The organism is Thiohalobacter thiocyanaticus (assembly GCF_002356355.1).
Lineage (GTDB): Bacteria > Pseudomonadota > Gammaproteobacteria > Thiohalobacterales > Thiohalobacteraceae > Thiohalobacter > Thiohalobacter thiocyanaticus_A.
In genome coordinates, this window is record NZ_AP018052.1 from 404,856 (window position 1) to 430,408 (window position 25,553).

General features: G+C 64.5%; 31 protein-coding genes. 15 read left to right on the forward strand and 16 right to left on the reverse strand.

All coding sequences use genetic code 11. The features are described 5' to 3' along the window. The first annotated feature begins 174 nt into the window (after positions 1-174). The 3 genes from ccoG to CFK21_RS01905 all read left to right on the forward strand — a co-directional run bounded on the left by ccoG (position 175) and on the right by CFK21_RS01905 (position 2,481). Positions 175-1,569: a cytochrome c oxidase accessory protein CcoG gene (ccoG, locus tag CFK21_RS01895; RefSeq protein WP_096364197.1), complete on the forward strand. Its 1,395-nt coding sequence runs from the start codon at positions 175-177 to the stop codon at positions 1,567-1,569. Positions 1,570-1,581: 12 nt separating this feature from the next. Further along, entirely contained in the window at positions 1,582-2,076 is a 495-nt protein-coding gene (locus CFK21_RS01900) for a FixH family protein (RefSeq protein ID WP_096364199.1), read from the forward strand. A gap of 111 nt (positions 2,077-2,187) precedes the next feature. Beyond that, positions 2,188-2,481, forward strand: coding sequence for a hypothetical protein (locus tag CFK21_RS01905; protein ID WP_178110273.1), 294 nt, complete (start codon positions 2,188-2,190; stop codon positions 2,479-2,481). Between the two features lie 3 nt (positions 2,482-2,484). Here CFK21_RS01905 and CFK21_RS01910 read toward each other — a convergent pair whose 3' ends face one another. Both CFK21_RS01910 and CFK21_RS01915 read right to left on the reverse strand, forming a co-directional pair. Then, positions 2,485-3,258, reverse strand: coding sequence for an ABC transporter permease (locus CFK21_RS01910; protein WP_096364201.1), 774 nt, complete (start codon positions 3,256-3,258; stop codon positions 2,485-2,487). After that, the gene (locus tag CFK21_RS01915; protein ID WP_096364203.1) at positions 3,255-4,199 is read right to left on the reverse strand and encodes an ABC transporter ATP-binding protein; all 945 of its coding nucleotides are present in this window, start codon (positions 4,197-4,199) and stop codon (positions 3,255-3,257) included. The genes CFK21_RS01910 and CFK21_RS01915 overlap by 4 nt, the downstream gene beginning before the upstream one ends. A gap of 177 nt (positions 4,200-4,376) precedes the next feature. Between CFK21_RS01915 and CFK21_RS01920 the strand changes: the two genes are divergently transcribed. The 3 genes from CFK21_RS01920 to CFK21_RS01930 are packed head-to-tail and all read left to right on the forward strand — an operon-like array spanning position 4,377 to position 6,693. Beyond that, positions 4,377-4,661, forward strand: a complete 285-nt coding sequence (locus tag CFK21_RS01920; RefSeq protein ID WP_096364205.1) for a PepSY domain-containing protein — start codon at positions 4,377-4,379, stop codon at positions 4,659-4,661. Beyond that, a complete protein-coding gene (locus CFK21_RS01925; protein WP_096364207.1) occupies positions 4,658-5,338 on the forward strand; it encodes a response regulator transcription factor in 681 nt (226 codons plus the stop codon). The genes CFK21_RS01920 and CFK21_RS01925 overlap by 4 nt, the downstream gene beginning before the upstream one ends. Continuing rightward, complete coding sequence (locus CFK21_RS01930; protein WP_096364209.1) at positions 5,335-6,693, forward strand: ATP-binding protein; 1,359 nt, start codon at positions 5,335-5,337, stop codon at positions 6,691-6,693. Before CFK21_RS01925 ends, CFK21_RS01930 begins: the two co-directional genes overlap by 4 nt. 32 nt (positions 6,694-6,725) lie before the next feature. On the opposite strand, the gene CFK21_RS01935 is transcribed toward CFK21_RS01930, so the two are convergent. Next, complete coding sequence (locus CFK21_RS01935) at positions 6,726-6,989, reverse strand: glutaredoxin domain-containing protein (protein ID WP_096364211.1); 264 nt, start codon at positions 6,987-6,989, stop codon at positions 6,726-6,728. Between the two features lie 50 nt (positions 6,990-7,039). Here CFK21_RS01935 and CFK21_RS01940 point away from each other — a divergent pair, with 50 nt between their 5' ends. From CFK21_RS01940 to moaB, 5 genes are all read left to right on the forward strand, one after another. Then, the gene (locus CFK21_RS01940) at positions 7,040-7,564 is read left to right on the forward strand and encodes a hypothetical protein (RefSeq protein WP_096364213.1); all 525 of its coding nucleotides are present in this window, start codon (positions 7,040-7,042) and stop codon (positions 7,562-7,564) included. A 268-nt stretch (positions 7,565-7,832) separates the two neighbouring features. Next, positions 7,833-8,243 carry a rhodanese-like domain-containing protein gene (locus CFK21_RS01945; RefSeq protein ID WP_096364215.1) on the forward strand — a complete coding sequence of 137 codons (411 nt, stop codon included), beginning with the start codon at positions 7,833-7,835 and terminating at the stop codon, positions 8,241-8,243. 171 nt (positions 8,244-8,414) lie between these two features. Next, positions 8,415-10,040 carry a response regulator gene (locus CFK21_RS01950; RefSeq protein ID WP_096364217.1) on the forward strand — a complete coding sequence of 542 codons (1,626 nt, stop codon included), beginning with the start codon at positions 8,415-8,417 and terminating at the stop codon, positions 10,038-10,040. Positions 10,041-10,054: 14 nt separating this feature from the next. Next, the gene (locus CFK21_RS01955) at positions 10,055-10,750 is read left to right on the forward strand and encodes a sensor histidine kinase (RefSeq protein ID WP_096364219.1); all 696 of its coding nucleotides are present in this window, start codon (positions 10,055-10,057) and stop codon (positions 10,748-10,750) included. A 170-nt stretch (positions 10,751-10,920) separates the two neighbouring features. Next, complete coding sequence (gene moaB, locus CFK21_RS01960) at positions 10,921-11,430, forward strand: molybdenum cofactor biosynthesis protein B (RefSeq protein ID WP_096364221.1); 510 nt, start codon at positions 10,921-10,923, stop codon at positions 11,428-11,430. On the opposite strand, the gene CFK21_RS01965 is transcribed toward moaB, so the two are convergent. Beyond that, complete coding sequence (locus CFK21_RS01965; protein WP_096364223.1) at positions 11,408-11,734, reverse strand: hypothetical protein; 327 nt, start codon at positions 11,732-11,734, stop codon at positions 11,408-11,410. The genes moaB and CFK21_RS01965 overlap by 23 nt on opposite strands. A 174-nt stretch (positions 11,735-11,908) precedes the next feature. On the opposite strand from CFK21_RS01965, the gene CFK21_RS01970 reads away from it, so the two are divergent. Continuing rightward, positions 11,909-12,712, forward strand: coding sequence for an ATP-grasp domain-containing protein (locus CFK21_RS01970; RefSeq protein WP_096364225.1), 804 nt, complete (start codon positions 11,909-11,911; stop codon positions 12,710-12,712). 25 nt (positions 12,713-12,737) lie between these two features. Here the strand turns inward: CFK21_RS01970 and CFK21_RS01975 are convergent, their stop codons facing one another. The 8 genes from CFK21_RS01975 to CFK21_RS02010 form a co-directional block, all read right to left on the reverse strand. Continuing rightward, complete coding sequence (locus CFK21_RS01975; protein ID WP_096364227.1) at positions 12,738-14,558, reverse strand: hypothetical protein; 1,821 nt, start codon at positions 14,556-14,558, stop codon at positions 12,738-12,740. 33 nt (positions 14,559-14,591) lie between these two features. Then, a complete protein-coding gene (locus tag CFK21_RS01980) occupies positions 14,592-15,863 on the reverse strand; it encodes an MFS transporter (protein WP_096364229.1) in 1,272 nt (423 codons plus the stop codon). A gap of 83 nt (positions 15,864-15,946) precedes the next feature. Then, on the reverse strand, positions 15,947-16,258 hold the full coding sequence (locus CFK21_RS01985) for a DUF2288 domain-containing protein (RefSeq protein WP_096364231.1): 312 nt from the start codon (positions 16,256-16,258) through the stop codon (positions 15,947-15,949). Positions 16,259-16,265: 7 nt separating this feature from the next. Then, a complete protein-coding gene (locus CFK21_RS01990) occupies positions 16,266-16,616 on the reverse strand; it encodes a TraR/DksA family transcriptional regulator (RefSeq protein ID WP_096364233.1) in 351 nt (116 codons plus the stop codon). Between the two features lie 52 nt (positions 16,617-16,668). Next, the gene (locus tag CFK21_RS01995; protein WP_096364235.1) at positions 16,669-17,631 is read right to left on the reverse strand and encodes a sensor domain-containing diguanylate cyclase; all 963 of its coding nucleotides are present in this window, start codon (positions 17,629-17,631) and stop codon (positions 16,669-16,671) included. A gap of 2 nt (positions 17,632-17,633) precedes the next feature. Next, positions 17,634-18,629, reverse strand: coding sequence for a response regulator (locus tag CFK21_RS02000; RefSeq protein WP_096364237.1), 996 nt, complete (start codon positions 18,627-18,629; stop codon positions 17,634-17,636). A gap of 101 nt (positions 18,630-18,730) precedes the next feature. Further along, positions 18,731-19,642, reverse strand: coding sequence for a hypothetical protein (locus CFK21_RS02005; RefSeq protein WP_096364240.1), 912 nt, complete (start codon positions 19,640-19,642; stop codon positions 18,731-18,733). A 93-nt stretch (positions 19,643-19,735) separates the two neighbouring features. Next, positions 19,736-20,029 carry a GIY-YIG nuclease family protein gene (locus CFK21_RS02010; RefSeq protein WP_231971546.1) on the reverse strand — a complete coding sequence of 98 codons (294 nt, stop codon included), beginning with the start codon at positions 20,027-20,029 and terminating at the stop codon, positions 19,736-19,738. Positions 20,030-20,265: 236 nt separating this feature from the next. On the opposite strand from CFK21_RS02010, the gene CFK21_RS02015 reads away from it, so the two are divergent. Together CFK21_RS02015 and CFK21_RS02020 are read left to right on the forward strand one after the other, a co-directional pair. Next, positions 20,266-20,934: an OmpA family protein gene (locus CFK21_RS02015; RefSeq protein WP_157745241.1), complete on the forward strand. Its 669-nt coding sequence runs from the start codon at positions 20,266-20,268 to the stop codon at positions 20,932-20,934. 156 nt (positions 20,935-21,090) lie between these two features. Continuing rightward, on the forward strand, positions 21,091-22,503 hold the full coding sequence (locus tag CFK21_RS02020) for a Glu/Leu/Phe/Val family dehydrogenase (protein WP_197702973.1): 1,413 nt from the start codon (positions 21,091-21,093) through the stop codon (positions 22,501-22,503). Between the two features lie 116 nt (positions 22,504-22,619). On the opposite strand, the gene CFK21_RS02025 is transcribed toward CFK21_RS02020, so the two are convergent. From CFK21_RS02025 to cspE, 3 genes are all read right to left on the reverse strand, one after another. After that, complete coding sequence (locus tag CFK21_RS02025) at positions 22,620-23,180, reverse strand: hypothetical protein (protein ID WP_096364244.1); 561 nt, start codon at positions 23,178-23,180, stop codon at positions 22,620-22,622. Between the two features lie 115 nt (positions 23,181-23,295). After that, positions 23,296-23,820 (reverse strand): DsrE family protein, encoded by a 525-nt coding sequence (locus CFK21_RS02030; RefSeq protein ID WP_096364246.1) that lies wholly within the window; start codon positions 23,818-23,820, stop codon positions 23,296-23,298. Positions 23,821-23,935: 115 nt separating this feature from the next. Further along, positions 23,936-24,142: a transcription antiterminator/RNA stability regulator CspE gene (cspE, locus tag CFK21_RS02035; protein ID WP_096364248.1), complete on the reverse strand. Its 207-nt coding sequence runs from the start codon at positions 24,140-24,142 to the stop codon at positions 23,936-23,938. A 324-nt stretch (positions 24,143-24,466) separates the two neighbouring features. Between cspE and CFK21_RS02040 the strand changes: the two genes are divergently transcribed. Then, on the forward strand, positions 24,467-24,700 hold the full coding sequence (locus tag CFK21_RS02040; RefSeq protein ID WP_157745243.1) for an ATP-binding protein: 234 nt from the start codon (positions 24,467-24,469) through the stop codon (positions 24,698-24,700). Positions 24,701-24,717: 17 nt separating this feature from the next. On the opposite strand, the gene CFK21_RS02045 is transcribed toward CFK21_RS02040, so the two are convergent. Continuing rightward, positions 24,718-25,530 carry a DUF2189 domain-containing protein gene (locus CFK21_RS02045; RefSeq protein WP_096364251.1) on the reverse strand — a complete coding sequence of 271 codons (813 nt, stop codon included), beginning with the start codon at positions 25,528-25,530 and terminating at the stop codon, positions 24,718-24,720. Positions 25,531-25,553: the final 23 nt, after the last annotated feature.

Sequence of the window (25,553 nt, forward strand, 5' to 3'; positions counted from 1 at the left end):
GTCAGCGGCGGGCCCCGGGCGGCCCGCCGCTGGCGTTTGCGGCCGGGAAAACCCGGATTCAGCGCAGGGATTTAAGTCCGCCGGCGCGGCCGTTTTTGCCCCAGATCAGGGTCCTGTCATACGCCGGGCGCTATAGTAGTCGTTATTCTGGAATGCACCACACGGATTGAACCGATGAACCAGAGCGCGCCGACACCGAACGACCGCGAGGTCGAAAACGTCCTCTATCAGAAACGCCAGAAGGTCTATCCGCGCGAGGTGCACGGCCTGTTCGCCCGCCTGCGGGTGGCCGGCGTGCTGGTGCTGCTCGGCCTGTACTATTTCGTTCCCTGGCTCACATACGATGGCCATCAGGCCGTGTTGTTCGACCTGCCGGCGCGCAAATTCCATATCTTCGGACTGGTGTTCTGGCCGCAGGATTTCTTCTACCTGGCCATGCTGCTGGTCATCGCCGCCCTGTCGCTGTTCTTCTTCACCGCGCTGGCGGGCCGGCTCTGGTGCGGCTACGCCTGCCCGCAGACGGTGTGGACCGAGGTCTTCCTGTGGATGGAGCGCAAGATCGAGGGCGATCGGCCCCGGCAGATGAAGCTGGACAAATCGCCGCTCAACTTCAGAAAATTCCGCATCAAGGCCACCAAGCACGCCGCCTGGATCGCCTTCGCCGCCTGGACCGGTTTCACCTTCGTCGGCTTCTTCACCCCCATCCGCGAACTGGGTGCCTCGCTGATGAATTTCTCCCTCGGTCCCTGGGAGACCTTCTGGATCCTGTTCTACAGCTTCGCCACCTACGGCAATGCCGGCTGGCTGCGCGAGCAGGTCTGTATCTACATGTGCCCATATGCGCGCTTTCAGAGCGCGATGTTCGACAAGGACACCCTGATCATCTCCTATGACGAAAGCCGGGGCGAGCCGCGCGGATCACGCAAGCGCAGCGAGGATCGGGCCGGGAAGGGGCTGGGCGACTGCATCGACTGCACGATGTGCGTGCAGGTCTGTCCCACCGGCATCGACATCCGCAACGGCCTGCAGTACCAGTGCATCGGCTGCGCGGCCTGCATCGATGCCTGCAACGACGTGATGGACAAGATGGATTATCCGCGCGGTCTGATTCGCTATACCACCGAGAACCGGCTCGAAGGCAGGCCTACTCACGTGCTGCGCCCGCGCACCCTGGTCTATGGGTTCATTCTGCTTGCCCTGCTGGCAGGTCTGATATATGCCATCGCCAACCGGGTGCCGGTGGATCTGAACATCATCCGCGACCGCAATGCGCTGTATCGCGAGACGCCCATGGGGCTGGTGGAGAACATCTATACGCTCAAGCTGATCAATATGGACGAGCATGCGCACAGCTATCAACTGACGATCGAAGGTCTGGAGCAGGCGGAACTGGTCTACCGGGAGGATGCGCTCAAGGTGCCCGCGGGCGCGGTGGCCGAACTGCTGGTGCAGGTCCGGATCGATCCGGTGCATCTAGACCGGCCCAGCAACGAGATATTCTTCGTCCTGGAGTCACTGGAAAACCCGGACATCCGCATCCGTCAGTCCGGACGCTTCCTCGGTCCCTAGCGGAAACTCGATATGAACACGCCCTGGTACAAGCAATTCTGGCCCTGGTTCCTGATCTCCCTGCCGCTGTCGGCCGTGATCGGCGGCATTGCCACCCTGATCATCGCCATGCACAGCCCCAATGCCATGGTGGTGGACGACTATTACAAGGAGGGGCTGGCCATCAACGAGATCCTGGCGCAGGAGCGGGCGGCGGCTGAACTGGGGTTGTCCGGCCTGCTGCGGTATGCGCCCGGAGCCGACGATGTCCGGCTGGAATTGATGTCGCCGAACGCCGATGCCGTGCCCGAGTATCTCGAACTGCTGCTGGTGCATCCCACTCTGGCCGATAAGGATCAGTCGCTTAGGCTCGAAGCAGCGGTGCGCGGCCGGTATCTGGCGGCCATGCCGGAACTGTCTCCCGGCAACTGGCATCTGATTGTGTCGCCGCCGGATGGAAGCTGGCGCTTGACGGGCCGGATGGTCCTGCCGCAAGGTGGTCAGGCGAGGCTGACCCCGGGCGTCTGAAACAACGCACCACGGGCCACCATGTTAGTGCGGTTGATCGCGGCGAGCCCGTATCCGGGAAGGCCGCGCGCACCGCGCATAACGATATAAAAAAGCCGTAGGAGGTGTGGTATGTCGAACGAGATACCTCTGGTTCAACGCGTTATCTCCATTCTGTGGCCGTCGTTCCTGACGTCCTCCCTGGCCACGATCCTGTTCTTCACCGCCTTCGATCCCCTGTATCTGCTGGCGGGGACGGCGTTGGCGGAGCTGAGTCGGATGGGTGCCTATACGCTCGGATTCTTCCTGTTCTGGGGGCTGACGACGCTGACCAGCGGGCTGACCTGCTATTTCAGTCAGCCCTGCGATGAGAATCGCCGCCGCACCCGGGGCGGGCACGACGATGGTTTGAGCAGCGCGCTCTAGAGTTCAGCTGCGGATGCCCACTCCGCGGTTGAGCAGCATGAGCGCAAATCCGTACAGCCCCGCGATGAAGCCGAGGATGATGGCGTAGGAAACATAGATGTTGATGTCGCTCACGCCCAGCAGGCCGTAGCGAAAGGCGTTGATCATGTACAGGATCGGGTTGACCAGCGACACCCCCTGCCAGAATTCGGGCAGCATCTCGATGGTGTAGAAGATCCCGCCCAGGTAGGTCAGGGGCGTGAGCACGAAGGTCGGGATGATGGAGATGTCGTCGAAGCTCTTGGCGAAGACTCCGTTGATCAGCCCGGCGAGGGCGAACAGGATCGAGGTCAGTACCACGACCGTGACGCTCACGAACAGATTGTGCACCTGAACGTCGCTGAAGAAGAAGGCGGTGGCTGTCACCGCACTGCCCACCACCAGGCCGCGGGCCACGCCGCCGGCCACGAAACCGCTCAGGATCAGATGGTTGGGGATGGGCGAGACCAGCATTTCCTCGATGTGGCGCTGGAACTTGGAGCCATAGAAGGACGAGACCACGTTGGCGTAGGAGTTGGTGATCACCGCCATCATGATCAGCCCCGGCACGATGTAGTCCATGTAGCGATAGCCTTCCATGTCGCCGATCTGGGAACCGATCAGGTTGCCGAAGATGACGAAGTACAGCGCCGTGGTGATCACCGGCGGCAGTACCGTCTGGATCCAGATGCGGATGAAGCGCAGGAATTCCTTGATCAGGATCGTCTTGAAGGCCGTGTACTTCTCGCCCGGCGTCATCCGGCGGCTCCCTTGTGGCGATGGTTGCTCTTGTCGTCCACTAGGTCCAGGAACAGCTGTTCCAGCCGGTTGCTCTTGTTGCGCATGCTGAGCACCTCGATACCGTACCTGCTGAGTTCCGTGAACAGGCCGTTGAGGCTGCACTCGCGCGAGATGTCCGCTTCCAGTGTACTGGGGTCGACCTGGCGCACCCTGTAGCCCGCCAGCGGCGGCACTGCGTCGATGGGCTCACGCAGGTCCAGTACAAAGGTTTCGGTGTGCAGCTTGTTCAGCAGCACCTTCATGTTGGTGTTCTCGATGATCTCGCCGTCGTCGATGATGGCGATGTTGCGGCACAGGCTCTCGGCCTCTTCCAGATAGTGGGTAGTGAGGATGATGGTGGTGCCCTGCTCGTTGATGCGCCGCAGATACTCCCACATGGAGCGGCGGATTTCGATGTCCACTCCCGCGGTGGGCTCATCCAGGATCAGCAGCCGCGGCCGGTGGACCAGGGCGCGGGCGATCATCAGCCGGCGCTTCATGCCGCCGGAGAGGTTGCGCGCCATGACCCGGCGCTTGTCCCACAGACCCAGTTCCTTCAAGTACTGCTCGGCCCGCTCGAAGGCCAGCGTGCGCGGGATGCCGTAATAGCCGGCCTGATTGACCACCACCTCGACCACCGGCTCGAACATGTTGAAATTGAATTCCTGCGGCACCAGGCCGAGGCAGCTCTTGGCCGCGGCCTGGTCGGTATCCAGGTCGTGGCCGAATACCCGTACCGACCCGCTGGTCTTGTTGGTCAGCGAAGCGATGATGCCGATGGCGGTGGATTTGCCGGCCCCGTTGGGTCCGAGCAGGGCGAAGAAATCACCCTCGGCGACATCCAGATCAATGCCCTTGAGGGCGATCGGGCCGTTGGGATAGGTTTTCCTCAGCTGTCGGATGGTCAGTGCCTGGGTCATGACAGATGTTGTTGCCGGCCGGAAAACGTGAGAGTTTACAACCCGAGGGCGGGACAGGGCCACAAACCGGGCGCTCGCGGCGGGATTCAGGCGGGATTCAGACAGTCCGGGCTAGATTGGTCCCATGTCGGCGGCCCGAACGGACGACAATACCGAGACGAACAGGTTTCTCATTTCATGAAAATCAGCCAATTCCTCGCGCCCGCGCTGCTGGGCCTGCTGCTGATGGCTCACAGCGTTCCGGTCCCGGCGCAGCCGCCGCACGACGGTGACGAAACGGTCCGCCAGGGCAGTGGCGACGCCGGGCTGGATCGGGCCGTGGCCGAGGTCGAGCGGCGCACCGGCGGCCGGGTGCTGTCGGCCCGGCGGGTCGAGCGCGACGGCCGCTCCGCCTACCGTATCAAGCTGCTCACCCGCGACGGCCACGTGCGGGTGATCTGGCAGGACGCCGCCGGTCGATGAAGGCGCTGGTGATCGAGGACGAGGCCGCCCTGCGCGAACAGCTCGGCGCCAGTCTGCGCGAGCAGGGCTATGCCGTCGATGCCGCCGGTGACGGCGAGGAGGGCCTGTACCTGGCGCGTGAGTATTCCCCCGACATCGCCATCATCGACCTGGGCCTGCCGGGCGTAGCCGGAGTCGAGGTAATCCGCCGCCTGCGGGCCGAGGGCGCGGGTCTGCCCATCCTGATTCTGACCGCGCGCGGGCGCTGGCAGGACAAGGTCGAGGGTCTGGAGGCCGGTGCCGACGACTACCTGGTCAAACCCTTCGAGACCGAGGAGCTGCTGGCCCGGCTGCGTGCCCTGCTGCGGCGCAGCGGCGGCTGGAGCCAGGCGCAGCTGCGCTGCGGGGCGGTGACGCTGGACCCGGCCGCCCAGCAGGTAGCGGTCGACGACCGTCCGGTTGAGCTGACCGCCTATGAGTACCGTCTGCTGCACTATCTGATGCTGCACGCCGGCAAGGTGATGTCCAAGACCGAGTTGACCGAGCACATCTACGAGCAGGACTTCGACCGCGACAGCAACACCATCGAGGTCTTCATCGGCCGGCTGCGGCGCAAGCTGGATCCGGACGGCACCCTGCAGCCCATCGAGACGGTGCGCGGGCGCGGTTACCGGCTGGCGCTGGCGCGCGAGGCATGAATTCGCTCAAGGCCCGGCTGGTCCTGGCCGGGGTGATGATCCTTGCCGCCTTTCTCGGCCTGACCGGCCTGGCCCTGGACCAGGCCTTCCAGGCCAGCGCCCGGGAAGGGGTGCGGGCCAAGCTGCAGGCCCAGGTCTACGGCCTGCTCGGGGCGCTGGAACTGGATGCCGGCGGCCGGGTGCAGATGCCCGACCAGTATCCCGACCAGCGTCTGCAGCAGCCCGGCTCCGGCAGCTATGCCCAGGTGATCGCCGCCGGCCCCGGTCAGTCCGCCGCACCGGTCTGGTCCTCGCGTTCCCTGTTGGGCCGCGAACTGGGCTATCACCATGTCCCGCTGGATTCCGGCCAGATCCATTTCGAGCGTACCGCCCTCGGCCGGGACGGTCTGTTCGAGCTGCGTTTCGGCGTGGTGTGGGAATACGCCCCGGCCAGGAGCCGCGAACTGGTACTGCGGGTGCTGGAGTCGGATGCGGCATACCGCGGCCAGCTGTGGCAGTTCCGGCGCAGTCTGGTGCTGTGGCTGGGCGTTGCCGGCGCCATCCTGCTGCTGATGCAGGTGCTGGTGCTGCAGTGGGGGCTGCGTCCGCTGCGGCGCATCCCGGCCGATCTGCAGCGCATCCACGCCGGTGAGGCCGAGGCCCTGGGGGGGCACTATCCCCACGAACTGCGCCCGTTGACCGAGAACCTCAACGAATTCATCCGCGCCGAACGTACCCGCGGGCAGCGCTACCGCGACGCCATGGCCGATCTTGCCCACAGTCTCAAGACCCCGCTGGCCGTGATCCGCGGCGCGGTGGGCCAGTCCCGGGAAGCGGAGCTGAACCAGGTGATCGGTGAGCAGACCGCGCGCATGCAGGAGATCGTCGATTATCAGCTGCAGCGTGCCGCCCTGGCCGGACGCGGCGGTCTGCGTAAACGGGTGAACCTGTACACCACGCTGCAGCGGATCAGGGATTCGCTGAGCAAGGTCTACGCTGACAAGCAGCTTGAATTCGAACTCCGGGTCGATCCGGCACAGGAACTGGCGATCGAGGCCGGTGACCTGATGGAACTGCTCGGCAACCTGCTGGACAACGCCTGCAAATGGGCCGTCGCCCGGGTGCGGGTGAGTGCCGGGATCGACGCTGCCGAACTGCGGCTGAGTGTCGAGGACGACGGACCGGGTATCGACGCGGCCGACCGCGACCGCATCCTGCAGCGCGGGGTGCGGGCAGACGAGGCCACTCCCGGGCATGGCATCGGCCTGGCCATGGTGCGGGATATCGTTCAGGCCTATGGCGGCCGGCTGGAAATCGACGCCAGTGCGGAACTGGGCGGGGCCCGGCTGGTGCTGGTGCTGCCGCGCACGGCGTGAATTCGACTGCGCTGGAGCGGATCCGGCGAGGGTCAGGAACCCCTCTCCATCAACTCGTCGAGCCGGCCCTCCATGTGCAGTTCGGTGAGGTCGGCGAAACCGCCGATCCATTCCCCGTCGACGGTGAACTGGGGTACCATGCGGGCCCCCTGGGTGATGCGGCTGAACTCGCGCAGCGCGGCGGGATCGCCGTCGATGCGGATCTCGTCATAGGCGATGCCCCATTTTGCGAGCAGCGCCTTGGATTTATCGCAGATCGGGCAGTGCCCGGTGCTGTATACTGTCAGCCTTGCCATCGGGTCGATCTCCAGGATTCAACTGTTCAGTTTGCCGCAGGCACCACCGCATGTCGACCAGTACCGCCGCCGTCCAGTCCGCCGTAATGACCGTGGCCGAGCTCGGGGCCACCGCCCTGGCCGGGCTGCTGCAACGCTATGGCCTGGCGCCGGTCCCGGTGGCGGCGGGAGATGAGATCCCGGGCAGTTTCTGGGGCGAATCCGAGGCCGGCCTGATCGGCAATCGGCTGTATATCCGCTCCGATACCCCGGTGCATTCGGCCCTGCACGAGGCCTGTCACTACATCTGCATGGACAGCGACCGGCGCAGCGGCCTGCACACGGACGCCGGCGGTGACTACGCCGAGGAGGATGCCGTGTGCTATCTCCAGGTACTGCTCGCCGTTCGGCTGCCCGGTGTCGGCCGTGACCGTCTGCTGGCCGACATGGATGCCTGGGGCTACAGCTTCCGGCTGGGTTCGGCCCGGCGCTGGTTCGAGACCGATGCCGAAGATGCCCTGGCCTGGCTGCAGCGCGAGCGGCTGGTGGACGCGCACGCAAATCCCACCTGGCAACTGCGGGATGCCGCGGGTTGAGTCTCGCCGTTCAATCCCCATTTCAACGCAGAGGCGCGAAGGCGCAGAGAACGCAAAGTAATTTAAATAGAAACTCTGGCTGATTTCTTTCGTCATCCCGGCGAAGGCCGGGATCCATAGGGAAACAGGCAGATGGGTGCCGGCCTTCGCCGGCATGACGGATTGATCAGAATTTCCAGGATGTTTTTCTGTTTTCTCTGCGCCTTGGCGCCTCTGCGTTGAGGTTTTTTTCAATGACCAACACCCACTTCCAGCACAGGAGAAAACCATGTCCGACGCCCCGAAAGGCCTGATGGAATTCGTCAAGGACGCCAAGTCCCGCATCAAGGAGGTCGACGGCGACCAGCTCGAATCGATGAAGCAGGAGCGCCCAGACCTGATGATCCTTGACGTGCGCGAGTCCAGCGAGCACGAATCGGCCCACATCGAGGGGGCCATGCTGATCCCGCGCGGCATCCTGGAGGCCGCGGCCGATACCCGCTATCCCAAGCATTCCGAAGTCCTGGTCAATGCCCGCAGCCAGCCGGTGGTGGTGTACTGCGCCTCCGGCGGGCGCTCGGCCATGGCCGCCGACACCCTGCAGCAGATGGGCTTTCAGGAGGTCTACAGCCTGGCCGGCGGCATCGAGCAGTGGGAGAAGGACAGCCGCCCCCTGGTGCGCGAGGCGCGTTACGTCTGACCGTTGTATTAAATTCACGAACCTCTGATTTATTCATGAGATATATCAATTAGTTAATAAGATTCTGCGCGTTTCTTCCCCAACCCGCCATCGGCCCATGCGCCATGGCGGGTTGAGTTTTTCCCCGCCTCGCCGACACAACTCCTGGAGTCACGTAACAACGGATTTTCCATGGCGTTGTGGAGCCTCAAAGGCAGAACCATCCTGGTGGTGGACGACTTTCCCGAGATGCGCTCGATGCTGCGCAGCATGCTCGCGATGTACGGTGCCGATGCGATTGAGCAGGCCCGCAACGGGGAAGAGGCCATCGAGAAGATGCAGGCCCGACCCTTCGAGATCGTGCTGTGCGACTACAACCTGGGCGAGGGCAAAGACGGCCAGCAGGTGCTGGAGGAGGCCAAGCACCGGGACCTGCTGCCCTATGACAGCACCTTCGTGATGGTGACCGCCGAGAACACCTCCGAGATGGTCATGGGGGCGCTGGAATACCAGCCCGACGCCTATCTGTCCAAGCCGGTCACCAAGACGGTGCTGCAGGCGCGGCTGAAGAAGCTGCTGGACAAGAAGGCGCAGATGGCGCCGGTGGCAAAGGCGCTGGCGCGTCACGATTACAACCAGGTCATCGCCCTGTGTGATCGCTTCATCGAGCAGGGGACCAAGTTCCGCTACGAACTGCTCAAGCTCAAGACCGACATGCTGCTCAACATCGGCGAGTTCGATCAGGCCGAGGCGCTGGTCACCCGGGTGCTCGACGACCGCGAACTGCCCTGGGCGCGCATGGGGCTGGGCAGGGTCCGGTTTCATCGCCAGGATTACGAAGAGGCGATCGCCACCTTCGACGCGGTGATCGAACAGCAGCGCAATTTCGTCGCGGCCTATGACTGGCGGGCGCGGGCGCTGGAGCGCAAGGGCGATGTGGCCGCGGCGCAGGAAAGCCTGCAGCAGGCAGTCAGTGTCTCGCCCAAGTCGCTGCAGCGCCAGCGCGCGCTGGCCGACATTGCCGATTCCAATCAGGACTACGCCACCACCGAGAAGGCCCGCCGCCAGGCGCTGCGGGTCGGACGCGGGTCGGTGCTGCGTCAGCCCACGGATTACAGCGGCCTGGCCCGGGCCCTGGTCAAGCAGGGCAGCGCGAAGGAAGGGCTCAAGGTGCTGGACCAGCTGCGTCACGAATGCCGGGAGGATCCCCGCACCGGGCTGGTCGCGGCCGTGGCCGAGAGCGGCGTGCAGCAGGCGCTGGGCAACGCAGCGCAGGCCGCCGCCGCGCTGGAATCGGCGCTGGAACTGGCCGCCGGGCAGCCCGAACTGCTCACCGACGCGGTCGGCAACGAGCTGGTTCAGACCTGTCTCGAGCAGGGGCGCACCGAGCAGGCCCACGAGGTGGCGCGCAGCCTGGTCAAGAACAATCACGACGATGAGGATGTGCTCAATCGCCTGTCCATGATCTATCGCGAGGCCGGCCTGGCCGAGGCCGGCGACGACCTCATCCGCAGCACGCGCGAGGAGGTGGTCGAACTCAACAATGAAGGCGTTGCGCTGGTCAACGCCGGCAGGATCGAGGAGTCCATCGACTTCTTCTCCAACGCCGTCAAGGTCATGCCCAACAATGCCGTGTTCAACCTCAATGCCGCGCACTCCCTGATTCTGTTCATGAAGCACAGCGGGCCCAGCCGGGAGCATCTCACCCGCGCACTGGATTACATCCGGGCCGCCGAGGGTGATGAAATCCATCGCGACTGGCGCAACAACCTCATGCGCGCCTGCCGCAGCATGGCGGGCGCCATTCAGAACGGCTGATACGAGGAACCTGTATGTCCACCGAACCGGAGCCCTATGACTTCTCCCTGATCCTGGCCAACTCCGTGCACGACATGAAGAACTCGGTCGGCATGCTGATCGGGGCGCTGGACGAACTCGGCGGCGGCGAAGCCGCGATCGATGATCCCGCCCTGCGCGACATGAGCAAGCTGCGCTACGAGGCCAAGCGGCTCAATGCCAACCTGATCCAGCTGCTGGCCCTGTACAAGATCAATGAACTCGGTTATGCCCTGAACATCGTCGAGAACGACGTCGAGGAGGTGATCGAGGAGTGCTTTCTCGAGCAGGAGGCCTTCATGGAACTGCAGGGCGTGGTGTTCGAAATGGACTGCGATCCCGAACTGGTCTGGTTCTTCGACCGCGAACTGGTCAGCAGTGTGCTCAACAGCGTGATCAACAACGCCTACCGCTATACCCGCGATCGCATCCGCATCGGCGCCGGAACCGTCGACGGCCGGCTGGCCCTGTTCGTGGAGGACAACGGGCCGGGCTATCCCGATGCCATGCAGGTCAATTCCGCCCCCGATCTGGGTCAGGCGATCGACTTCAAGAGCGGCTCAACCGGCCTGGGGCTGTATTTCACCGCCACCATCGCCCGCATGCACCAGCACAAGGACCGGGAAGGCTATATCGAACTGGCCAATACCGGCATCGACGGCGGCGGGCGCTTTACCCTCTATCTGCCCTGAAAGGGGCCGGGTGCTGGGTTCCGGGTGCGGGATCTGGGATAATAAACAACTCCGGGTAGGATGGGTGGAGCGAAGCGCAACCCATCGTCGGTCCGCATCGATGGGTTGCGGCGCACAGCGCCTTCACCCATCCTACTCTCCAGTGTAATCAGTCCCCAGAGCCTGTATTCATGCCCGATTTCATTCCCCTCAATATCGCCGTACTCACCGTCTCCGACACGCGCAGCGAGGCCGACGACACCTCGGGCCGCGCTCTGGTCGAGCGCCTGGAGGCCGCCGGCCACCGGCTGGCCGCGAAGGCCATCGAGCCCGACGACATCTACCGCATCCGCGCCCGCGTTTCAGGCTGGATCGCCGACCCCGACGTGCATGTCGTGATCACCACCGGCGGCACCGGGGTGACCGGGCGCGACGGCACGCCGGAGGCGATTCAGGTACTGCTGGACAAGGAGATCGAGGGCTTCGGCGAGGTCTTCCGCATGCTCTCCTATGAGGAGATCGGCACCTCCACCCTGCAGTCGCGGGCGCTGGCCGGGGTGGCCAACGCCACCTATGTGTTCTGTCTGCCCGGCTCCAGCGGCGCCTGCCGCACCGGCTGGGACAAGCTGATCCAGCAGCAGCTGGACATCCGCACCCGTCCCTGCAACCTGGCTCAACTCATCCCGCGGCTGCGCGAGTGAGCGGTTCCCAGCCGCCGTCGAAATCCTGCAGATCCACTTCCTGCAGGCGGCGATTGACGTAGAGCTTGTCCAGGGTGTCTGCGGGCAGATCGACCGGGTTGCCGTCGCGGTCCAGGTAACGCCAGTGGCCGTGGCGGACCAGTTCGAACAGGGTCACCATGATGTCGTCGAAGCGGATCCGGTATTCGGTGGCCAGACGACGGAAATCATTGAGCTTGAGCGGGACCTGTTTCTTTCCATACTCGTCCTCGGCCAGGGCGGCGAGGGCGACATCCCATTTCGGCGCTGTGTTGTGTTCTGGCATGCTTGCGGGCTTCGGTTGAGGGTTTGATCAGATCTATCGCACGCCGGCGGGGATTCTTTAGCCGCCGCAGACAGGCGCTGCTTCGAAGAATTCGATTGTCACCATAAATATATTTCGTTGTGCCGGCCGTGCAAAGCGGTTTTACTGCGCCCTTTGTGTCTTGAACCCGTCCCCGTGAACCGGATCAGATTCGACCCGCTGCGCACCCTGGGCATGCCGCGGCTCGTCCATGTCAAGCCCGAGCATATGTACCGGCATCTGGAGCAGATCCGGGTGGCGGACTGGTTGCTGTTTCCCGCCGCCTGGCAGGTGAATGCCCTGCACTACGGCCTGGGTAGGCGTATCTTTCCCAGCCCGGCGACCTACCACCTGGGCCACAGCAAGGTCGAGATGACCCGGGCCCTGCTGGCCGTGTGTCCGCACAATGTGCCCGAGACCTGGATCGGCGCGGCCACCCCGGCCCAGCTCGAGGAGGCGCTGGAGACCCTGAGTCTGCCGCTGGTGGCCAAGGTGCCGCGCTCGGCCCGCGGCGAGGGTGTGCATCTGATCGAAAGCCGGGCGGACCTGCTGGCCTATGCCCGACACAGCGAGGTGCTGTACCTGCAGGAGTATCTGCCCATTACGCGTGATCTGCGCATCGTATACGTCGGCGACCGGGTGGTCAGCGCCTACTGGCGGCAGGCCGCGCCGGGCGTCTTCCATACCAATGTCGCCCGTGGCGGCAGGGTGCATTTCGATGACATACCGGCGGCGGCCATTGCGCTGGTCGAACAGGTCGCGCGTCGGCTCGGGATCGACCATGCCGGCTTCGATGTGGCCGAGGTTCAGGGGTGGTTCTACATTCTGGAGTTCAATCCGCTGTTCGGGCTGGAGGCGCTCAACCGGCAGGGCATACGCATTGCGCCGCTGATCGAAGACTACCTGCGGCGGGCCGGTGGGCCTGCCGACAGCGACCCGGACGCGCCGCTGGCGGCCTGACGGCCGCTTCCACACGTGGCAGGCGTTATTCCTCCGAACTGTAGAGCAGCCGGTACAGTGACTGTACCACCTGCTCGTGGCGCGTCTCGTTCAGTTCCACGTCCTCGGCCAGATACCGGGTGTAGCTCTTGGTCATTTCCGTCAACCGGGTGAAGCGCAGCAGCCGCAGTTGTTCGCCGTCGTTGAGCAGCAGCAGGCTCCCGGCGTGGAACAGGCCGGCGGGAACGATGTAGCTGTGTGCCGCGTCCTCCGCAGTGAGCACGATGCAGCGCTGGTACTGGGTGTGGGCCCCGTGACCCTCGATGCCCCGCACCGCCACGGCACGGGTGGTGCCGGGGATCAGGCGTGCACCGAGTTTCAGTGACAGGTCCGGATCGGTGCGCATCCAGCGGATCACTGCCAGGCACCAGCGGTCGGTATCCTTGCACTCCTGCACCGCCAGCAGCGAACCAACATTGATGTTGATATGTGCGTCGGCCGGGCAGGTGAAGCCGAAGCCGCTGTCGCTCTCGTCCAGGGTTGCCAGCTGCGCTGCGCTGGCTGAGATGCGCTGTTCCAGAGCGGTCTCGATCTCGGTCTTGCTGCGGTTGGAGGCGACGTTGGCGCGCTTCCACACGTCGTCGTCACGGGCGGTGTAGTCGAAGCCGTAGCTGCGCGGCTTGATCACCCCTTCCTCCAGCTTGCGGCGCATCTCGTTCTCGCGCCAGCTCTCCTGTTCCATGGGCACCAGCGACAGGTCGCTGCCGCCCTGCATGCGGTCGCCATGCATGTGGATCTCGAACGCCTCCGGATCGAATTCGCTGCGGCCCGAAAGGTAGTAGTGCGCCGGGGTCAGCCCGGCTACCACCATTGCCTGGGTGCAGCGCTCGGCGCGCTGTTCGACGCGCGTTGGACGCCGGCTCCAGGCATTGCGCAGCCGGCGCAGCAGGTCGCGTTCCTGATGCTCGCGGTAGCTCAGTTCCTTACGTTGGGTCAGCGTCATGACCTGGTCGGCGGTGATGCGTTCCAGTTCGCGGATGTCCAGCAGGCGGGTCGCAGCGGGCTCACCCGGACGGGCGGCCACGCCGTGGCGCGGCGGGGCGTCGCTGTCGAGATCGATGAAGTAGCGCTCGGCGGTGAGCGATTCCAGCGGCTCGTCGTATTCCTCCGCGTGACGCAGACGCACCGCCCCGGCCCATTTGCGCAGCCGTGCATAGACTTCGTGGATCTCGTTCTGGAACAGATGAAAGGGATTGCACAGGGCCGCGATCACGATCTGGGTATAGGCAATGCCCAGCGACCAGTCGGACATGTGCTCGACCCGCGCGGTGGCCAGATCATGGCCCTCGGCGAAGCGGTAGAGTTGATGGATCTCCCCCCACACGCCTTCCGGCGCATTGCGATAGATGGCGTAGGCGATCAGGACCCGACGGGAGAGTTGTTCGGTGGCCTGGAGCAGGCTTTCGTGCAGGATGGTCCGTGATTGCCCGTCGAGTTCATCCGGCGCCCGGGCCAGCTGCATGGCCAGCAGTTTGTAGCCGTTGGCCATTGCCTCCAGCAGCGCCTGGGCCTGATCGTAGAGCACAAGTTTTTCCCGCTTGAGGGGGAAGTTGACCTGTCCGCACTGGGTGCAGAAACGCTCGATCAGGTGTGCCGATTCGGCAGCGAAGGCGCTCATGAGGGCATGGCGGATGCCGGGTTCGATTACCGTCTGATTGATGCGTTTGAGCCTGGTGACCAGGGCGTCGGCGAATTCAGCCTGGTTGAGCTTGGGCAGGCTGTCCAGCCAGCTCTGGATGGCCGTGACGGTATCGTCCGGACCGGGCTGGTGGATCAGAGGCGGGATACTGAGATCGAGTCGAGTCATCACGTCACCAGCAGGATAGCAGATTCTCCCGCTTCAGGCGGGTGGCGGGGCCGACGGGTTGTCGGCGGCCTCTCCATCCTCGGCCTCCACCCGGGGGTCGAGCTCCAGCACGGCCGGCGAGGTGCGGGCCATGGCGACGAATTCGCCCTGCTCTTCGGTCGGGATGACCGCACCCACACGGCGCCGGCGGGCCGAGTATAAGGCCAGCAGCATCAGCAGGATGGAGAAATACAGCATCAGTCCGTGGCTGCCCGACCATTCGATGGCCAGGCCGGCCAGGATCGGTCCGATGGCGGAGCCGATACCGCTCAGCAGCAGCAGGCTCTGGCTGGACTCGAGCATGTGATTGGAATCCAGGTGGTCGTTGGTGTGGGCGACTGACAGTGAGTAGACGGAAAAGGCGCAGCCGCCGAGGGCCACCGACAGGATCAGGGCATACTGGAGGTGGGTGACGGAGAGAAAGAAGACCGCCAGCGCGGCGACCGCGCCGAGCAGACTGACATTCTGCAGCACCAGCCGGCGGTCGTGATTGTCGGACAGGTGGCCGATGGGGAACTGCAGCAGGGCGCCGCCGAAGATCACCGCACTCATGAACAGGGCGATGCCGAACTCGGTCAGACCCACGCCGGTGGCATAGATCGGTCCCAGACCCCAGAAGGCGCCGCTGACCAGGCCGGAGATGAGCGCGCCGATCACGCCCAGCGGCGAGGTACGGTAGAGCTGGCGCAGCCCCAGATGCGGCACGCTCACGGGCGTGGGCTGCAGCATGCGGGTCAGCGCGATCGGTACCAAAGCCAGCGAGAAGAACAGGGCGCTCAGCACCAGGGGTTCGGTACCGTCGAAGCCATAGATCAGCAGCATGTACTGGCCCGAACCCAGGGCCAGCAGATTGATGGTCATGTAGACGGCGAACAGCCGGCCGCGGTTTTCGTTGGTGGCCAGGTTGTTGAGCCAGGACTCGATGGCGAGATACATGCCCAGCATGCTGATACCGGTGAGTACGCGCAGCAGCCACCAGGCCAGCGGGTCCACCCACAAGGCATGCAGAATGACCGAGGCGCAGCCGATGGCCGCGAAGGCGGAGAAGCTGCGGATGTGGCCGACATTGTGCTGGATGCGCGGGCAGACATAGGAGCCGACCACGTAGCCCAGGAAGAAGCCGGACATGATCAGTCCGGTGAGATCGTTGGACAGGAACTCGGCGCTGGCGCGCAATGCCACCACGGTGCCGAGCAGGCCGGAGCCGAGCAGTAGCAGGGCAACCGCGGTCAGCAGCGAGTAGATGGAATAGAAGGTTCTCAGCATGGCGGCCCGGCCAGTTGATAGCGCGTGAGCATAGCAATGGCGCCAGTAGTAGGGAAGCTGTCAGATCAGATCGACAGCCGGCGTCAGGGCTTGAGCGCTGGTTCCTGCACCAGAACCCAGGGTGCGATGACCACTGCCCACAGTTCCGGGTCGCGCGCGCGCCAGTCGCGGGCGGTGTCGGTGTCCAGGTGACGGACCCGGTCGTCGGCCAGCCAGGCCTCGACGGCGGTCCGGTCGTCGTTGGCGAAGGCGACCGCCACCGCCACCAGGTCCAGCTCGGCGGCGACATGGATGACCACGCCGCGGGCGAAGTGGCGCTCCAGTTCCGCCCAGCGGATGCGGGCGGTCTCCCGATTGAGGGATTCGACGGTGTGGCGGGGGGAATGCGGGTTCATCGGAGGATCACTGTTCACGCCGTTCGGCACAGGCCAGGCACAGGGCGTTGGCCGGGTCGGCGTTCAGGCGGCCGGCGCCGATCGGTCCATCGCAGTCTAGGCAATAGCCGTACTCGCCTGACTCGATGCGTGCGAGTGCGGCCTGGATGCGCCGGTATTCGTCCTGTGCCCGCGCATCGCCGGCACGGGCCATGGCCTGGGCCTGCATGGCGTCCATGCGCGACAACCTGCCGGTGCGGGTCTGGTCCAGTTCCACCGTCGCGCCGGCCTCGCGCCGGATAGCGGCCATCGTCTCCAGTTCGTGGGCGCGCATCAGCAGCCGCTGCCGCAGGGCGTCGATGTCGATGTCTTCGCGCATGGGAGAAATGATAACGCAGCTTGCAGCGGCTCGATACGGGTCCCGCGGAGCCTCAGCCCGGGTCGGAGTGGAGTTCGCTGCGGTTGCGGCCGCCTTCCTTGGCCCGGTACAGCGCCTGGTCGGCCTGCTCCAGCCACTGCTGGGGTGTGCTGAGTTCAGGGCCGAGTTCGGCCACCCCCAGGCTGATGGTGTGGTCGATCACCTTGTCTTCGTATTTTACCGTCAGCGCTTCGATCTTCCGGCGCAGGCGCTCGGCCACATAGCGGGCGCAGGCGGCATCGGTGTCGGTGAGGATGATGGCGAATTCCTCGCCGCCGTAGCGCCCGGCGATGTCCGTGGTGCGGATGGTCTCGCGCAGGGTGGCGGCGGTCACGCGGATGACCTCGTCGCCGGCCTGGTGGCCGTGGGTGTCGTTGACCGCCTTGAAATGGTCGATGTCGAACATGATCAGGGAACAGGGCGTTTTACTGCGCTGGAAGCGGGCGAACTCCTGATGCAGGCATTCCTCCCAGTAGCCGCGGTTGTTCAGTCCGGTGAGCCGGTCGGTGCGTGAGAGTTGTGCCAGCTGCGCATTGGCCTGTTCCAGTTCCCGCTTGCCCAGGGCGGTGTCGGTGACATCGTAGATGATGATGCCCACGTGGCGGATGCGGCCGTCGGCCGAGCCTACCGGTATCAGGGTGACGTTCTGGTACATGTGCTCGGCCGGTGAGCTGATGGGCCGGTAGGTACGGAATTTCAGCAGATAGGGGCGTTGTTCCCAGGTGGTGAAGGCGCGGGTGTTGAGCTCGAACACCATGTCCAGTTTGCGTTTGAACCAGGCCTCGGGGATCTCGCCGAACAGGTTGAACAGGTTGTTGCCCATCACGTGCGCCGGGGTCAGGCCGCTGTGGTTCTCCATGAAGCTGTTCCACATCTGCACGCGGTAATCGCGATCGAGAACCACCAGGCCGACGTCGATGGTCTGCAGCATGTCCATCAGCCAGTGGATTTCCTTGATGTCGATCTTGTTTTCCATGCTCAGGTGTACTTCAGGTAGTCGATGCGCTCATTGAGCAGCTGCAGCGAATCTCCGCTGATGAACAGGGTCAGGTCGCAGTGGATGTCGCGGTCCTCGATGGCGTAGTCCAACTCTATGACCAGGATCTGCTCGTTGCAGTCCGCGCGGGGATGCAGCAGTTCCTGCCAGGAGGTGTGGCGTCCGAGGACGGTGGGATGACTCTGGCTGAAATCGATGTCCAACTGCTCGGCAATGCCGTTCAGGCAGGCACCGATCAGGATGCCGGCGGTATCCATGATCAGCTCGACCTCGGCGGCCGCGTCCAGTTCGCCCTCGTAGTGCATGAGTTCGGCCAGATGGCTGAAGCTGGACTCGGTGAAGCTGAGCAACGCCTCACCGCCGATGCCGGCGCCGATGAAGCCCTGGCTGACCACGAAAATGGCCTCGCTGTGGGGGGCGTGTTCGAGGGCCTGCTGCAGGGCGCTGCGCTCGGTCAGTCTGAGCCGGGGGACCGGCAGCTTCACGAACACCCCCAGGTTGCGGGCAAGCAGGTCGGCGGCCCGGCCCATGGCGATGTTGACGATCTCCTGGTGCACGTCCAGCGCCCCGATTTCGATGTCCACCTCGCGCGGCGCATCAGCGCTGCCATCGAAACGGATACCGAACTTGTTCAGGATGGTCTCGACCTTGGGGGCGTCGATGGGCTTCCTGATGTAGTCCATCGCGCCCAGTCCCAGCACCCGCTCGCGTGCCTCGGGCTGGATATCGCCGGAGACCACGATCACCATGGCCGGCAGATCGCGGCGACGGATCTCGGCCAGGGTCTCGTAGCCGTCGAGCACCGGCATGTTGAGATCGAGGAACAGCACGTCGCCCCTGCCGGCGGCAATGGCTTGCAACGCCTCCTCGCCGTTGGCGGCGAAGCTGATCTCCACATCCCAGCCTGCCGGCAGGGCGCGCGCCATCTGCTTGCGGGCGAAGCTGGAGTCATCGCAGATCAGGACGGGCGTGGGCATCGGGGCATTAAGGTCTTGCCGGTAACGGCACAGTGCTTGTTATTGGTGGAATGCTGCCATTATCTGCCCGTAGCGGCGGCTTGGCCATAGCTGCGGCCGCATCAGTCGTCGCCAGTGCTATGCATGTCAAATAATCGGCGGGCGTTGTCCAGCCGCAGCTTCTGCCCCAGTGCGGGATCCAGTCGGCCGATCCAGCCGCGATGAAAGTCGATGAAGCGGCCGTATTCCTCCCAGCCGGTGTCGTCCCGGTCCCAGCCGTCCAGCTGCTCGACCGGCCAGACCGGGTCCGAGCCGACCATGAAGCGGTCGGGATAGCGGCGGATCAGGGCCTCCCATTCCGGCAGCAGGGCGCCGTCGGCGGCGGTGATGGGATGGCGTACATAGCGCCAGGGGTCGCGGGCCGAGAGTTCCGCCCAGACATTGGGGCAGGCGGCGAGCACGGCGTCGACCGCTGCGGGTTCGAGGATGGCACCGGCGTGCGCCCACAGGATGCGGGTCTGCGGATGGGCCTGGCACAGCCCCAGCAGGTAGTCGTTGCGGCTGAACTCGGTGTGCAGCATCACCGGCACCTCGAACTCGGCACCCAGTTCCAGCAGGGTGCGGATGACCGGGGTGTCCCAATCGGGGGTGAAGCCGCCGATCAGGTGCAGCTCTCCGATGCCGTGGTAGCGGCCGCCGGCCAGGGCCTCGCGGGCCCGCTGCGGCACCTCCTTGTCGAAGGCCCAGCGCGACCACTCGCCGCTGTCGCGATAGGGACTCCAGATGGGAATGATGCGCTGCGGGGCGAGTTGCGCCAGTTCCAGTGCCAGCGCCGGCGGGGTGCCGATCACCACCGCCAGTTCGATATGGTGCTTGGCAAGGATGTCCGCGGCCGTTCGGGCCGGAGTGGTGTCCTTCTGATTCCACTTGTAGTGGATGTGTATGTCCGCCATCGGCCGGGGTTCGGCGGCCAGGCTGTGGCCACCCGGCAACAGCAGTGCCGCAAGCAGGGCAAGGGAGCGGAAGGGTGTCATGGAACGGCCTCCGTTATCGAAGCTTGCTGCAGGAGTGCTGCAGCGGCGCTTCGCTGCCTTGGCCTGTGTGAGCACACAACGGCTGAGTGTCATCTAACTTACGTTCTCATTAGTAAGCTGGTTGTGCGCGGAGGTCAGCAGCTGCAGCTTGGCATGGCGCGGCAGCCGCTTGATGGCGGCTTCGCGGCGGCTGGCCGAGGCGCGACTGTGCCCGGCCTCGAGATAGACGACGGCTTCGGGGGTGCGACCGCGGAAGTAGCGCGCCCCGCGCCTGTCAGCGTGCTGACGGAAGCGGCGCTCCACGTCCGTGGTGATCCCGGTGTACAGGCTGCCGCCCGCGCAGCGAATGATGTAGACCTGCCAGGATGTGTCCGTGAGCGCCATCATTCCGACATACTACTTCCATGGCAGCCTGAAACCAACCGGCGGCAGGTTGCGAAAATATCACATTCCGGCTTGATCTGGCGCAAGGCCTGCAGATTGACAGCAGGGCGGCAGGAACTAGTTTTGATAATGGAGAGATGGCTTTTTTCATGCAGTCTGAACATGGCCTGTCGTTGTGCCGATGCCGGGGAACGTGCCGGCACTGGATGATGACGGGTCAGGCACAAGGAGATGCAGGCATGTTTGATACAACCCAGTGTAGTCGTCTTTCAAGGTCCTGGATCGGCGTCGTGCTGAGTGCGGGACTGGTCCTGCTGGCCGTCCCCGTGGCGCAGGCCGAGCCCGTCGGTTATGTCTCGGAAAGCGCCGGCGGTATCGTCCGCAGCGACTATGGCGAATGCGTGCATACCTCGGGCTGGTCGGAAAGCCTGGCGATCATGGAGTGCGAGCCCGGGCTGGCCGCAGCAGAGCAGCCGGCGGAAACCGAGGTGGCGGCAATGGAGCCCGCACCGGAACCGGTGCTGCGGCGCATCAATCTGAGCTCGGATACCTACTTCGAGTTCGACCGGGCGGTCCTGACCCGTGAGGGGATGGACAAGCTCAATGAAATTGCCCGGACGCTCAAGCAGGCCCGCGACCCCAGTATCCATATCGTGGGGCATGCCGACCGTATCGGCGCCGAGGACTATAACCTCAAGCTCTCGCGCGACCGCGCCCACGCGGTTGAGCAGTACCTGGTGCAGCAGGGGGTGCCCGCTCAGGCCCTGCAGGTCAGCGCCATGGGCGAGTCCAGCCCGGTGAAGGAGTGCGCGGGCATGCGCGGGCAGGCGCTGATCGACTGCCTGGGGCCGAACCGGCGCACCGAGATCGAGTTCTCCGCCTTTGAGGTCGTCGAGCCGGAGCGTTAGGCCGGCTGTCATCCGCGCCATCGGGCGCGGGTTACGCATGACGCCGCCCGTTCACGAAACGGGCGGCGTTTTTTGTTCCGGCGCCGCCTCGGCGCTTTCTTCCGACCCCGGCTTGAATTAATGTGTCGGCAAACCGGGCGGAAAAGGAATAACAACATGCAACAGGAGCCTACCTTTCGCGAGAGTGTGAACCTGATGGTCGATCGCGCGATCAGCGCGGTCGGTCTGGATGCGGGCACGGCCAACGCCATCAAGGCCTGCAACGAAGTGCTGCAGGTGCAGTTCCCGGTCAAGATTCGCGGCAAGATCGAGGTCTTCACCGGCTGGCGCGCCACTCACAGCACCCATCGCCTGCCGGCCAAGGGCGGGATCCGCTACGCCTCCTATGCCGACCAGGACGAAGTCGAGGCGCTGGCGGCACTGATGACCTACAAGTGCGCCATCGTGGATGTGCCCTTCGGCGGCTCCAAGGGGGCGCTCAATATCGACCCCACTCTGTACGAGCGCGATGAGCTGGAACTGATCACCCGCCGCTTCGCCCTGGAGCTGGTGCGCAAGGGCTTTCTCAATCCCTCCACCAACGTCCCCGCACCCGACATCGGCACCGGTCAGCGCGAAATGGCCTGGATGGCCGACACCTACAAGCAGCTGCATCCCGAGGACATCAATTACACCGCCTGCGTGACCGGCAAGCCGGTGCATCACGGCGGCATCCGCGGCCGGGTCGAGGCCACCGGTCGCGGTGTGCAGTACGCATTGCGCGAATTCTTCCGTCATTCCAAGGACGTCCGGCGTGCCGGACTGGACGGCGGCCTGGACGGCAAGCGCATCGTCATCCAGGGGCTGGGCAACGTCGGCTATCATGCCGCCAAGTTTCTGTCCGAGGAGGACGGGGCCCTGATCACCGCCATCATCGAACGCGATGGTGCCCTGATCAATGATGCCGGCCTCAATGTGGAAGAGGTCTACCATCACATCATCCAGCACCACACGGTGCGCAACTTCCCCGGTGGAACATTCGAGGAGAACGGCGCGGCGGTGCTGGAGAAGGAATGCGATATCCTGATCCCGGCGGCGATGGAGGGGCAGATCACCCTGGAGAATGCCGAGCGCATCCAGGCGCGGATGATCGTGGAGGCGGCCAACGGGCCGGTGACCTACGGCGCCGACGAGGTGCTGAACAAGCGCGGTGTGGTCATCATTCCCGATGCCTTCGCCAACGCCGGTGGTGTGATCGTGTCCTATTTCGAATGGATCCGGAATATCTCCCATATCCGCTTCGGGCGCATGCAGCGCCGCCATGACGAGGTGCGCGGCCACCAGATGGCCGCTTTCCTGGAGGAAATGACCGGAGCCAGTATCACCGACGAGATGCGCAACCGGATCGCCCATGGCGCCGACGAGGTGGACCTGGTGCGCTCCGGCCTGGATGACAGCATGCGTATGGGCTATCAGGAGATCAGCGAGGCCCTGCGTGAGGGCGAGACCATCAACGACCTGCGCACGGCCGCCTATGCCGTGTCCATCCGCAAGATCGCGCGGTCCTATCTGGACGTGGGGCTGTTCTGAGTCAGGAGTGAGGAGGTTTGGTGGTGTAGGATGGGTAAAGCGCAGCGCAACCCATCGCAATCCTTTGTGGCCGGGCGGAAGCATGATGGGTTGCGGCGCAGGCGCCTGCACCCATCCTACCGGTTCGCTCCATCCGCCTGCGGGTTGTCCTGCCGGGGCAGTTCCAGTATGACGTGCCGGCCCAGTGCGCGGCGCATCTGGTCGATGCTGGGCGTCTGCGCCTGGGACGGATGATCGAAGGCCCCGCCGCAGATCAGGGCGCGCACGTCCGCCCGGCCATCCGCATGCAGCCGCATGTGCCAGGCCTGCATGATATCGCCCACGTCCGAGCCGAACAGGCCGATACCGATACCGATGCCGATTCGTCCGGCGACCTGGACGGCCCGGCTGTCCACGACCTCGCTGATGCGCCGCTGCACATCCGTGACAGTGAACTCACCGGCCGGGACCGTCTGCGGGGCATCGCTGACCCGGTTGACCTCCAGCTGGCAGTGCGGGGCGAAATGATTCACGCCGCGCCCGGTGATCCAGCCGTCCTGTAAATACACCCGTGCCGAGCGCGCCGGAATGGTGATCGCCTCGGGCAGGATCACCCGGGTGCCCAACGGCGGGGGATACCAGGGGCTGGCGGTGCCGCGCGACGCCTGCGTGGCGCAGCCCGCCAGGCCCACTGCCATGGCGGCAATAACGCAGAGTGCGCAGAGACGCGGAGACGCAAAGGCAATGAAATCGAATTTCTCTGCGCCTTTGCGTCTCCGCGTTCTCTGCGTTGACATCGCCACTGCCAAAGAACTACCGAATCGACTCGATGCTGTGACGCCGCTCCAGCACCTGGGGCGTGATCAGGGCATAGCCCTGCTGCTGCCAGTGGGCCAGTTCCGTGATCGCCGATGGTGTGATCACGATGAAATCCTGGAAGTCCTCCCGCTGGTAGCCGTAATCCTCGGCCGCCAGGCCGCACACCCGGAACTCCACGCCCAGCTGGGCGTAGTAGCGCATGCGGGCGACGGCATCCCGGTATTTCTCCTCATTGTGCCGGGCCACGGTGACAATCTCGGTGCCGTGGATGATCACCTTGATGTTCATGAATTCCGGGGCCTGGCCATAGGGCGCCTCGGTCAGGGGGTTCATGAAGGAGCGCAGCCAGTACAGGGCGCTGTTGATCTTGGCCGGTTCGTCGAAGTAGAAATCGAACATTACCTTCTGTTCGCCGTAAGGCGTCTGCTCGAAACGAGCGCCGGCGGGGCTTGACTCCGCTGCCGCCGGCGACAGCCAGAGCAGCAGGGTGAGAGCGACGAAGGTGCGCGGCAGGTTCATGATGGGCTCCCGGGGCAATGGGGCTGTACCGGCAAGCATAGTCCGCCGTAACGGCCGGGCAATAAAAAACCCCGCCGGTTGGCGGGGTTTGGCATGCGCCGCAATGGTCCGGGATTCAGCCCTGGGCCACCACGTTGGCAGCCTGCAGGCCCTTCGGCCCCTGCTCCACGTCGAAGCTGACGGCCTGGCCTTCGGCCAGGGTCTTGAAGCCACTGCCCTGAATCGCGGAGAAGTGCACGAACACGTCATCGCTGCCGTCTGCCGGCGAGATGAAGCCGTAACCCTTGGACTCGTTGAACCACTTAACAGTACCAGTACTCATGTAAATTACCTCAGTAAATCATGTTTCAAAATTGTGAATCTAATTGCAGGTCGAGAAAGGCAAGGTGCAGGAGTAACCAAGAGGGTGCTTCTGGATGACCTAACGAACGTGCAACCAATTCTTTTCGTGGCCGCAGGATGGCGGTGCCCCCGGGCGACCACGCCCTGAAGTATACACGATTATCAAAAAATGCAAGTAAAAATTTCGACCCGCTGCAGCCGGGGGTTGTGCCGTGCATCGACCGCAGGATCAGTGATATTTATTGGGATAATCCCGGCACGGGGCCTATGGTTGTAAGTACCCCATAACCCGGGAGATACGGCCATGGCTGATGCAATCGCTGATGTAATGATACATGTGGACGAGACCCTGGACCGGGATGCCCTCAAGCGGCTGGAGGCGGCGGTCAGGGAAAACGGCTGCGTCACCAGTGCCGATGTGCCCGAGAACCGGCCGCACATGATGCTGGTGACCTACAACGCCAGGTGCGTCTCCGCCCGGGAGATCCTGCAGCTGGTCACCGGTCAGGGCGTGCATGCGGAACTGGTCGGCATGTAGTACCGCCGTCGCCGCGGTTACTGGTGATCGGCAGCGGGCATGCCGGCCAGGGGCTCATGTGCCGGCCAGGCGCTGGCGTCGATGGTATCGCGGTAGGCGTGCCAGGTGGCATGCCCCAGCAGCGGCAGCAGGAACACGAAGCCGAACAGGGCGGTGGCGAAGCCCAGCAGCACGCAGAAGAAGATGATCAGCGCCCAGACCAGCAGCGCGGCCTTGTTGCGCAGCACCGCGTTGGCGCTGGTGATCACGGCGGTGATCGCATCCACCCTGCGGTCCATGATCATCGGCAGGGAGAAGGCGCTGGCCGTGAACACCACGGCGGCGAATACCGCGCCGACGGCGCTGCCGATGGCCAGAAAGCCGGCCAGATCGCGCAGACTGTAATCCCCCTGCACCGGAAAGAATACATGCACCATGGTGGCCGCCCGGGCCCAGATCAGAAAGATCACCAGCAGCACCGTGGAAAAGATCAGCAGATCCTTGAGGTGCCGCCCGCCCTCGCGCAGGCAGTAGCCGGGTACGGGGCGCCGGCCGGCCTCGATCTGGCAGCTGAACGAGTACAGCCCCAGCGCCAGTACCGGGCCGACGAACAGGAAGCCGGTGGCCAGTCCCAGGTACAGGCCGAGGGCGCCGAAACGCCAGCTCAACAGCGCGATCAGGGCGCTGAGCAGAGCCATGACCGCCCCGTAGCCCAGGCTCAGTACCGGGGCGCGACGCATGTCTTCCAGTCCGGCGCGCAGCCAGCACAGCGGGGCGGTGGGTTCCAGTCTGCGCGCCGGGGCGGCGAAGGGCAGGGCGTCGATGTCAGGCCCATCCTCTTGCTCGTCCATGCTGACCTCGCCGTCTGTGATAT

Bases quoted from the DNA above. Each gene is read 5' to 3' on its own strand.
- ccoG (WP_096364197.1), top strand. From the start codon at position 175: ATGAACCAGAGCGCGCCGACACCGAACGACCGCGAGGTCGAAAACGTC.
- CFK21_RS01900 (WP_096364199.1), top strand. From the start codon at position 1,582: ATGAACACGCCCTGGTACAAGCAATTCTGGCCCTGGTTCCTGATCTCC.
- CFK21_RS01905 (WP_178110273.1), top strand. From the start codon at position 2,188: ATGTCGAACGAGATACCTCTGGTTCAACGCGTTATCTCCATTCTGTGG.
- CFK21_RS01910 (WP_096364201.1), bottom strand. From the start codon at position 3,258: ATGACGCCGGGCGAGAAGTACACGGCCTTCAAGACGATCCTGATCAAG.
- CFK21_RS01915 (WP_096364203.1), bottom strand. From the start codon at position 4,199: ATGACCCAGGCACTGACCATCCGACAGCTGAGGAAAACCTATCCCAAC.
- CFK21_RS01920 (WP_096364205.1), top strand. From the start codon at position 4,377: ATGAAAATCAGCCAATTCCTCGCGCCCGCGCTGCTGGGCCTGCTGCTG.
- CFK21_RS01925 (WP_096364207.1), top strand. From the start codon at position 4,658: ATGAAGGCGCTGGTGATCGAGGACGAGGCCGCCCTGCGCGAACAGCTC.
- CFK21_RS01930 (WP_096364209.1), top strand. From the start codon at position 5,335: ATGAATTCGCTCAAGGCCCGGCTGGTCCTGGCCGGGGTGATGATCCTT.
- CFK21_RS01935 (WP_096364211.1), bottom strand. From the start codon at position 6,989: ATGGCAAGGCTGACAGTATACAGCACCGGGCACTGCCCGATCTGCGAT.
- CFK21_RS01940 (WP_096364213.1), top strand. From the start codon at position 7,040: ATGTCGACCAGTACCGCCGCCGTCCAGTCCGCCGTAATGACCGTGGCC.
- CFK21_RS01945 (WP_096364215.1), top strand. From the start codon at position 7,833: ATGTCCGACGCCCCGAAAGGCCTGATGGAATTCGTCAAGGACGCCAAG.
- CFK21_RS01950 (WP_096364217.1), top strand. From the start codon at position 8,415: ATGGCGTTGTGGAGCCTCAAAGGCAGAACCATCCTGGTGGTGGACGAC.
- CFK21_RS01955 (WP_096364219.1), top strand. From the start codon at position 10,055: ATGTCCACCGAACCGGAGCCCTATGACTTCTCCCTGATCCTGGCCAAC.
- moaB (WP_096364221.1), top strand. From the start codon at position 10,921: ATGCCCGATTTCATTCCCCTCAATATCGCCGTACTCACCGTCTCCGAC.
- CFK21_RS01965 (WP_096364223.1), bottom strand. From the start codon at position 11,734: ATGCCAGAACACAACACAGCGCCGAAATGGGATGTCGCCCTCGCCGCC.
- CFK21_RS01975 (WP_096364227.1), bottom strand. From the start codon at position 14,558: ATGACTCGACTCGATCTCAGTATCCCGCCTCTGATCCACCAGCCCGGT.
- CFK21_RS01980 (WP_096364229.1), bottom strand. From the start codon at position 15,863: ATGCTGAGAACCTTCTATTCCATCTACTCGCTGCTGACCGCGGTTGCC.
- CFK21_RS01985 (WP_096364231.1), bottom strand. From the start codon at position 16,258: ATGAACCCGCATTCCCCCCGCCACACCGTCGAATCCCTCAATCGGGAG.
- CFK21_RS01990 (WP_096364233.1), bottom strand. From the start codon at position 16,616: ATGCGCGAAGACATCGACATCGACGCCCTGCGGCAGCGGCTGCTGATG.
- CFK21_RS01995 (WP_096364235.1), bottom strand. From the start codon at position 17,631: ATGGAAAACAAGATCGACATCAAGGAAATCCACTGGCTGATGGACATG.
- CFK21_RS02000 (WP_096364237.1), bottom strand. From the start codon at position 18,629: ATGCCCACGCCCGTCCTGATCTGCGATGACTCCAGCTTCGCCCGCAAG.
- CFK21_RS02005 (WP_096364240.1), bottom strand. From the start codon at position 19,642: ATGACACCCTTCCGCTCCCTTGCCCTGCTTGCGGCACTGCTGTTGCCG.
- CFK21_RS02010 (WP_231971546.1), bottom strand. From the start codon at position 20,029: ATGATGGCGCTCACGGACACATCCTGGCAGGTCTACATCATTCGCTGC.
- CFK21_RS02015 (WP_157745241.1), top strand. From the start codon at position 20,266: ATGTTTGATACAACCCAGTGTAGTCGTCTTTCAAGGTCCTGGATCGGC.
- CFK21_RS02020 (WP_197702973.1), top strand. From the start codon at position 21,091: ATGCAACAGGAGCCTACCTTTCGCGAGAGTGTGAACCTGATGGTCGAT.
- CFK21_RS02025 (WP_096364244.1), bottom strand. From the start codon at position 23,180: ATGGCAGTGGGCCTGGCGGGCTGCGCCACGCAGGCGTCGCGCGGCACC.
- CFK21_RS02030 (WP_096364246.1), bottom strand. From the start codon at position 23,820: ATGAACCTGCCGCGCACCTTCGTCGCTCTCACCCTGCTGCTCTGGCTG.
- cspE (WP_096364248.1), bottom strand. From the start codon at position 24,142: ATGAGTACTGGTACTGTTAAGTGGTTCAACGAGTCCAAGGGTTACGGC.
- CFK21_RS02040 (WP_157745243.1), top strand. From the start codon at position 24,467: ATGGCTGATGCAATCGCTGATGTAATGATACATGTGGACGAGACCCTG.
- CFK21_RS02045 (WP_096364251.1), bottom strand. From the start codon at position 25,530: ATGGACGAGCAAGAGGATGGGCCTGACATCGACGCCCTGCCCTTCGCC.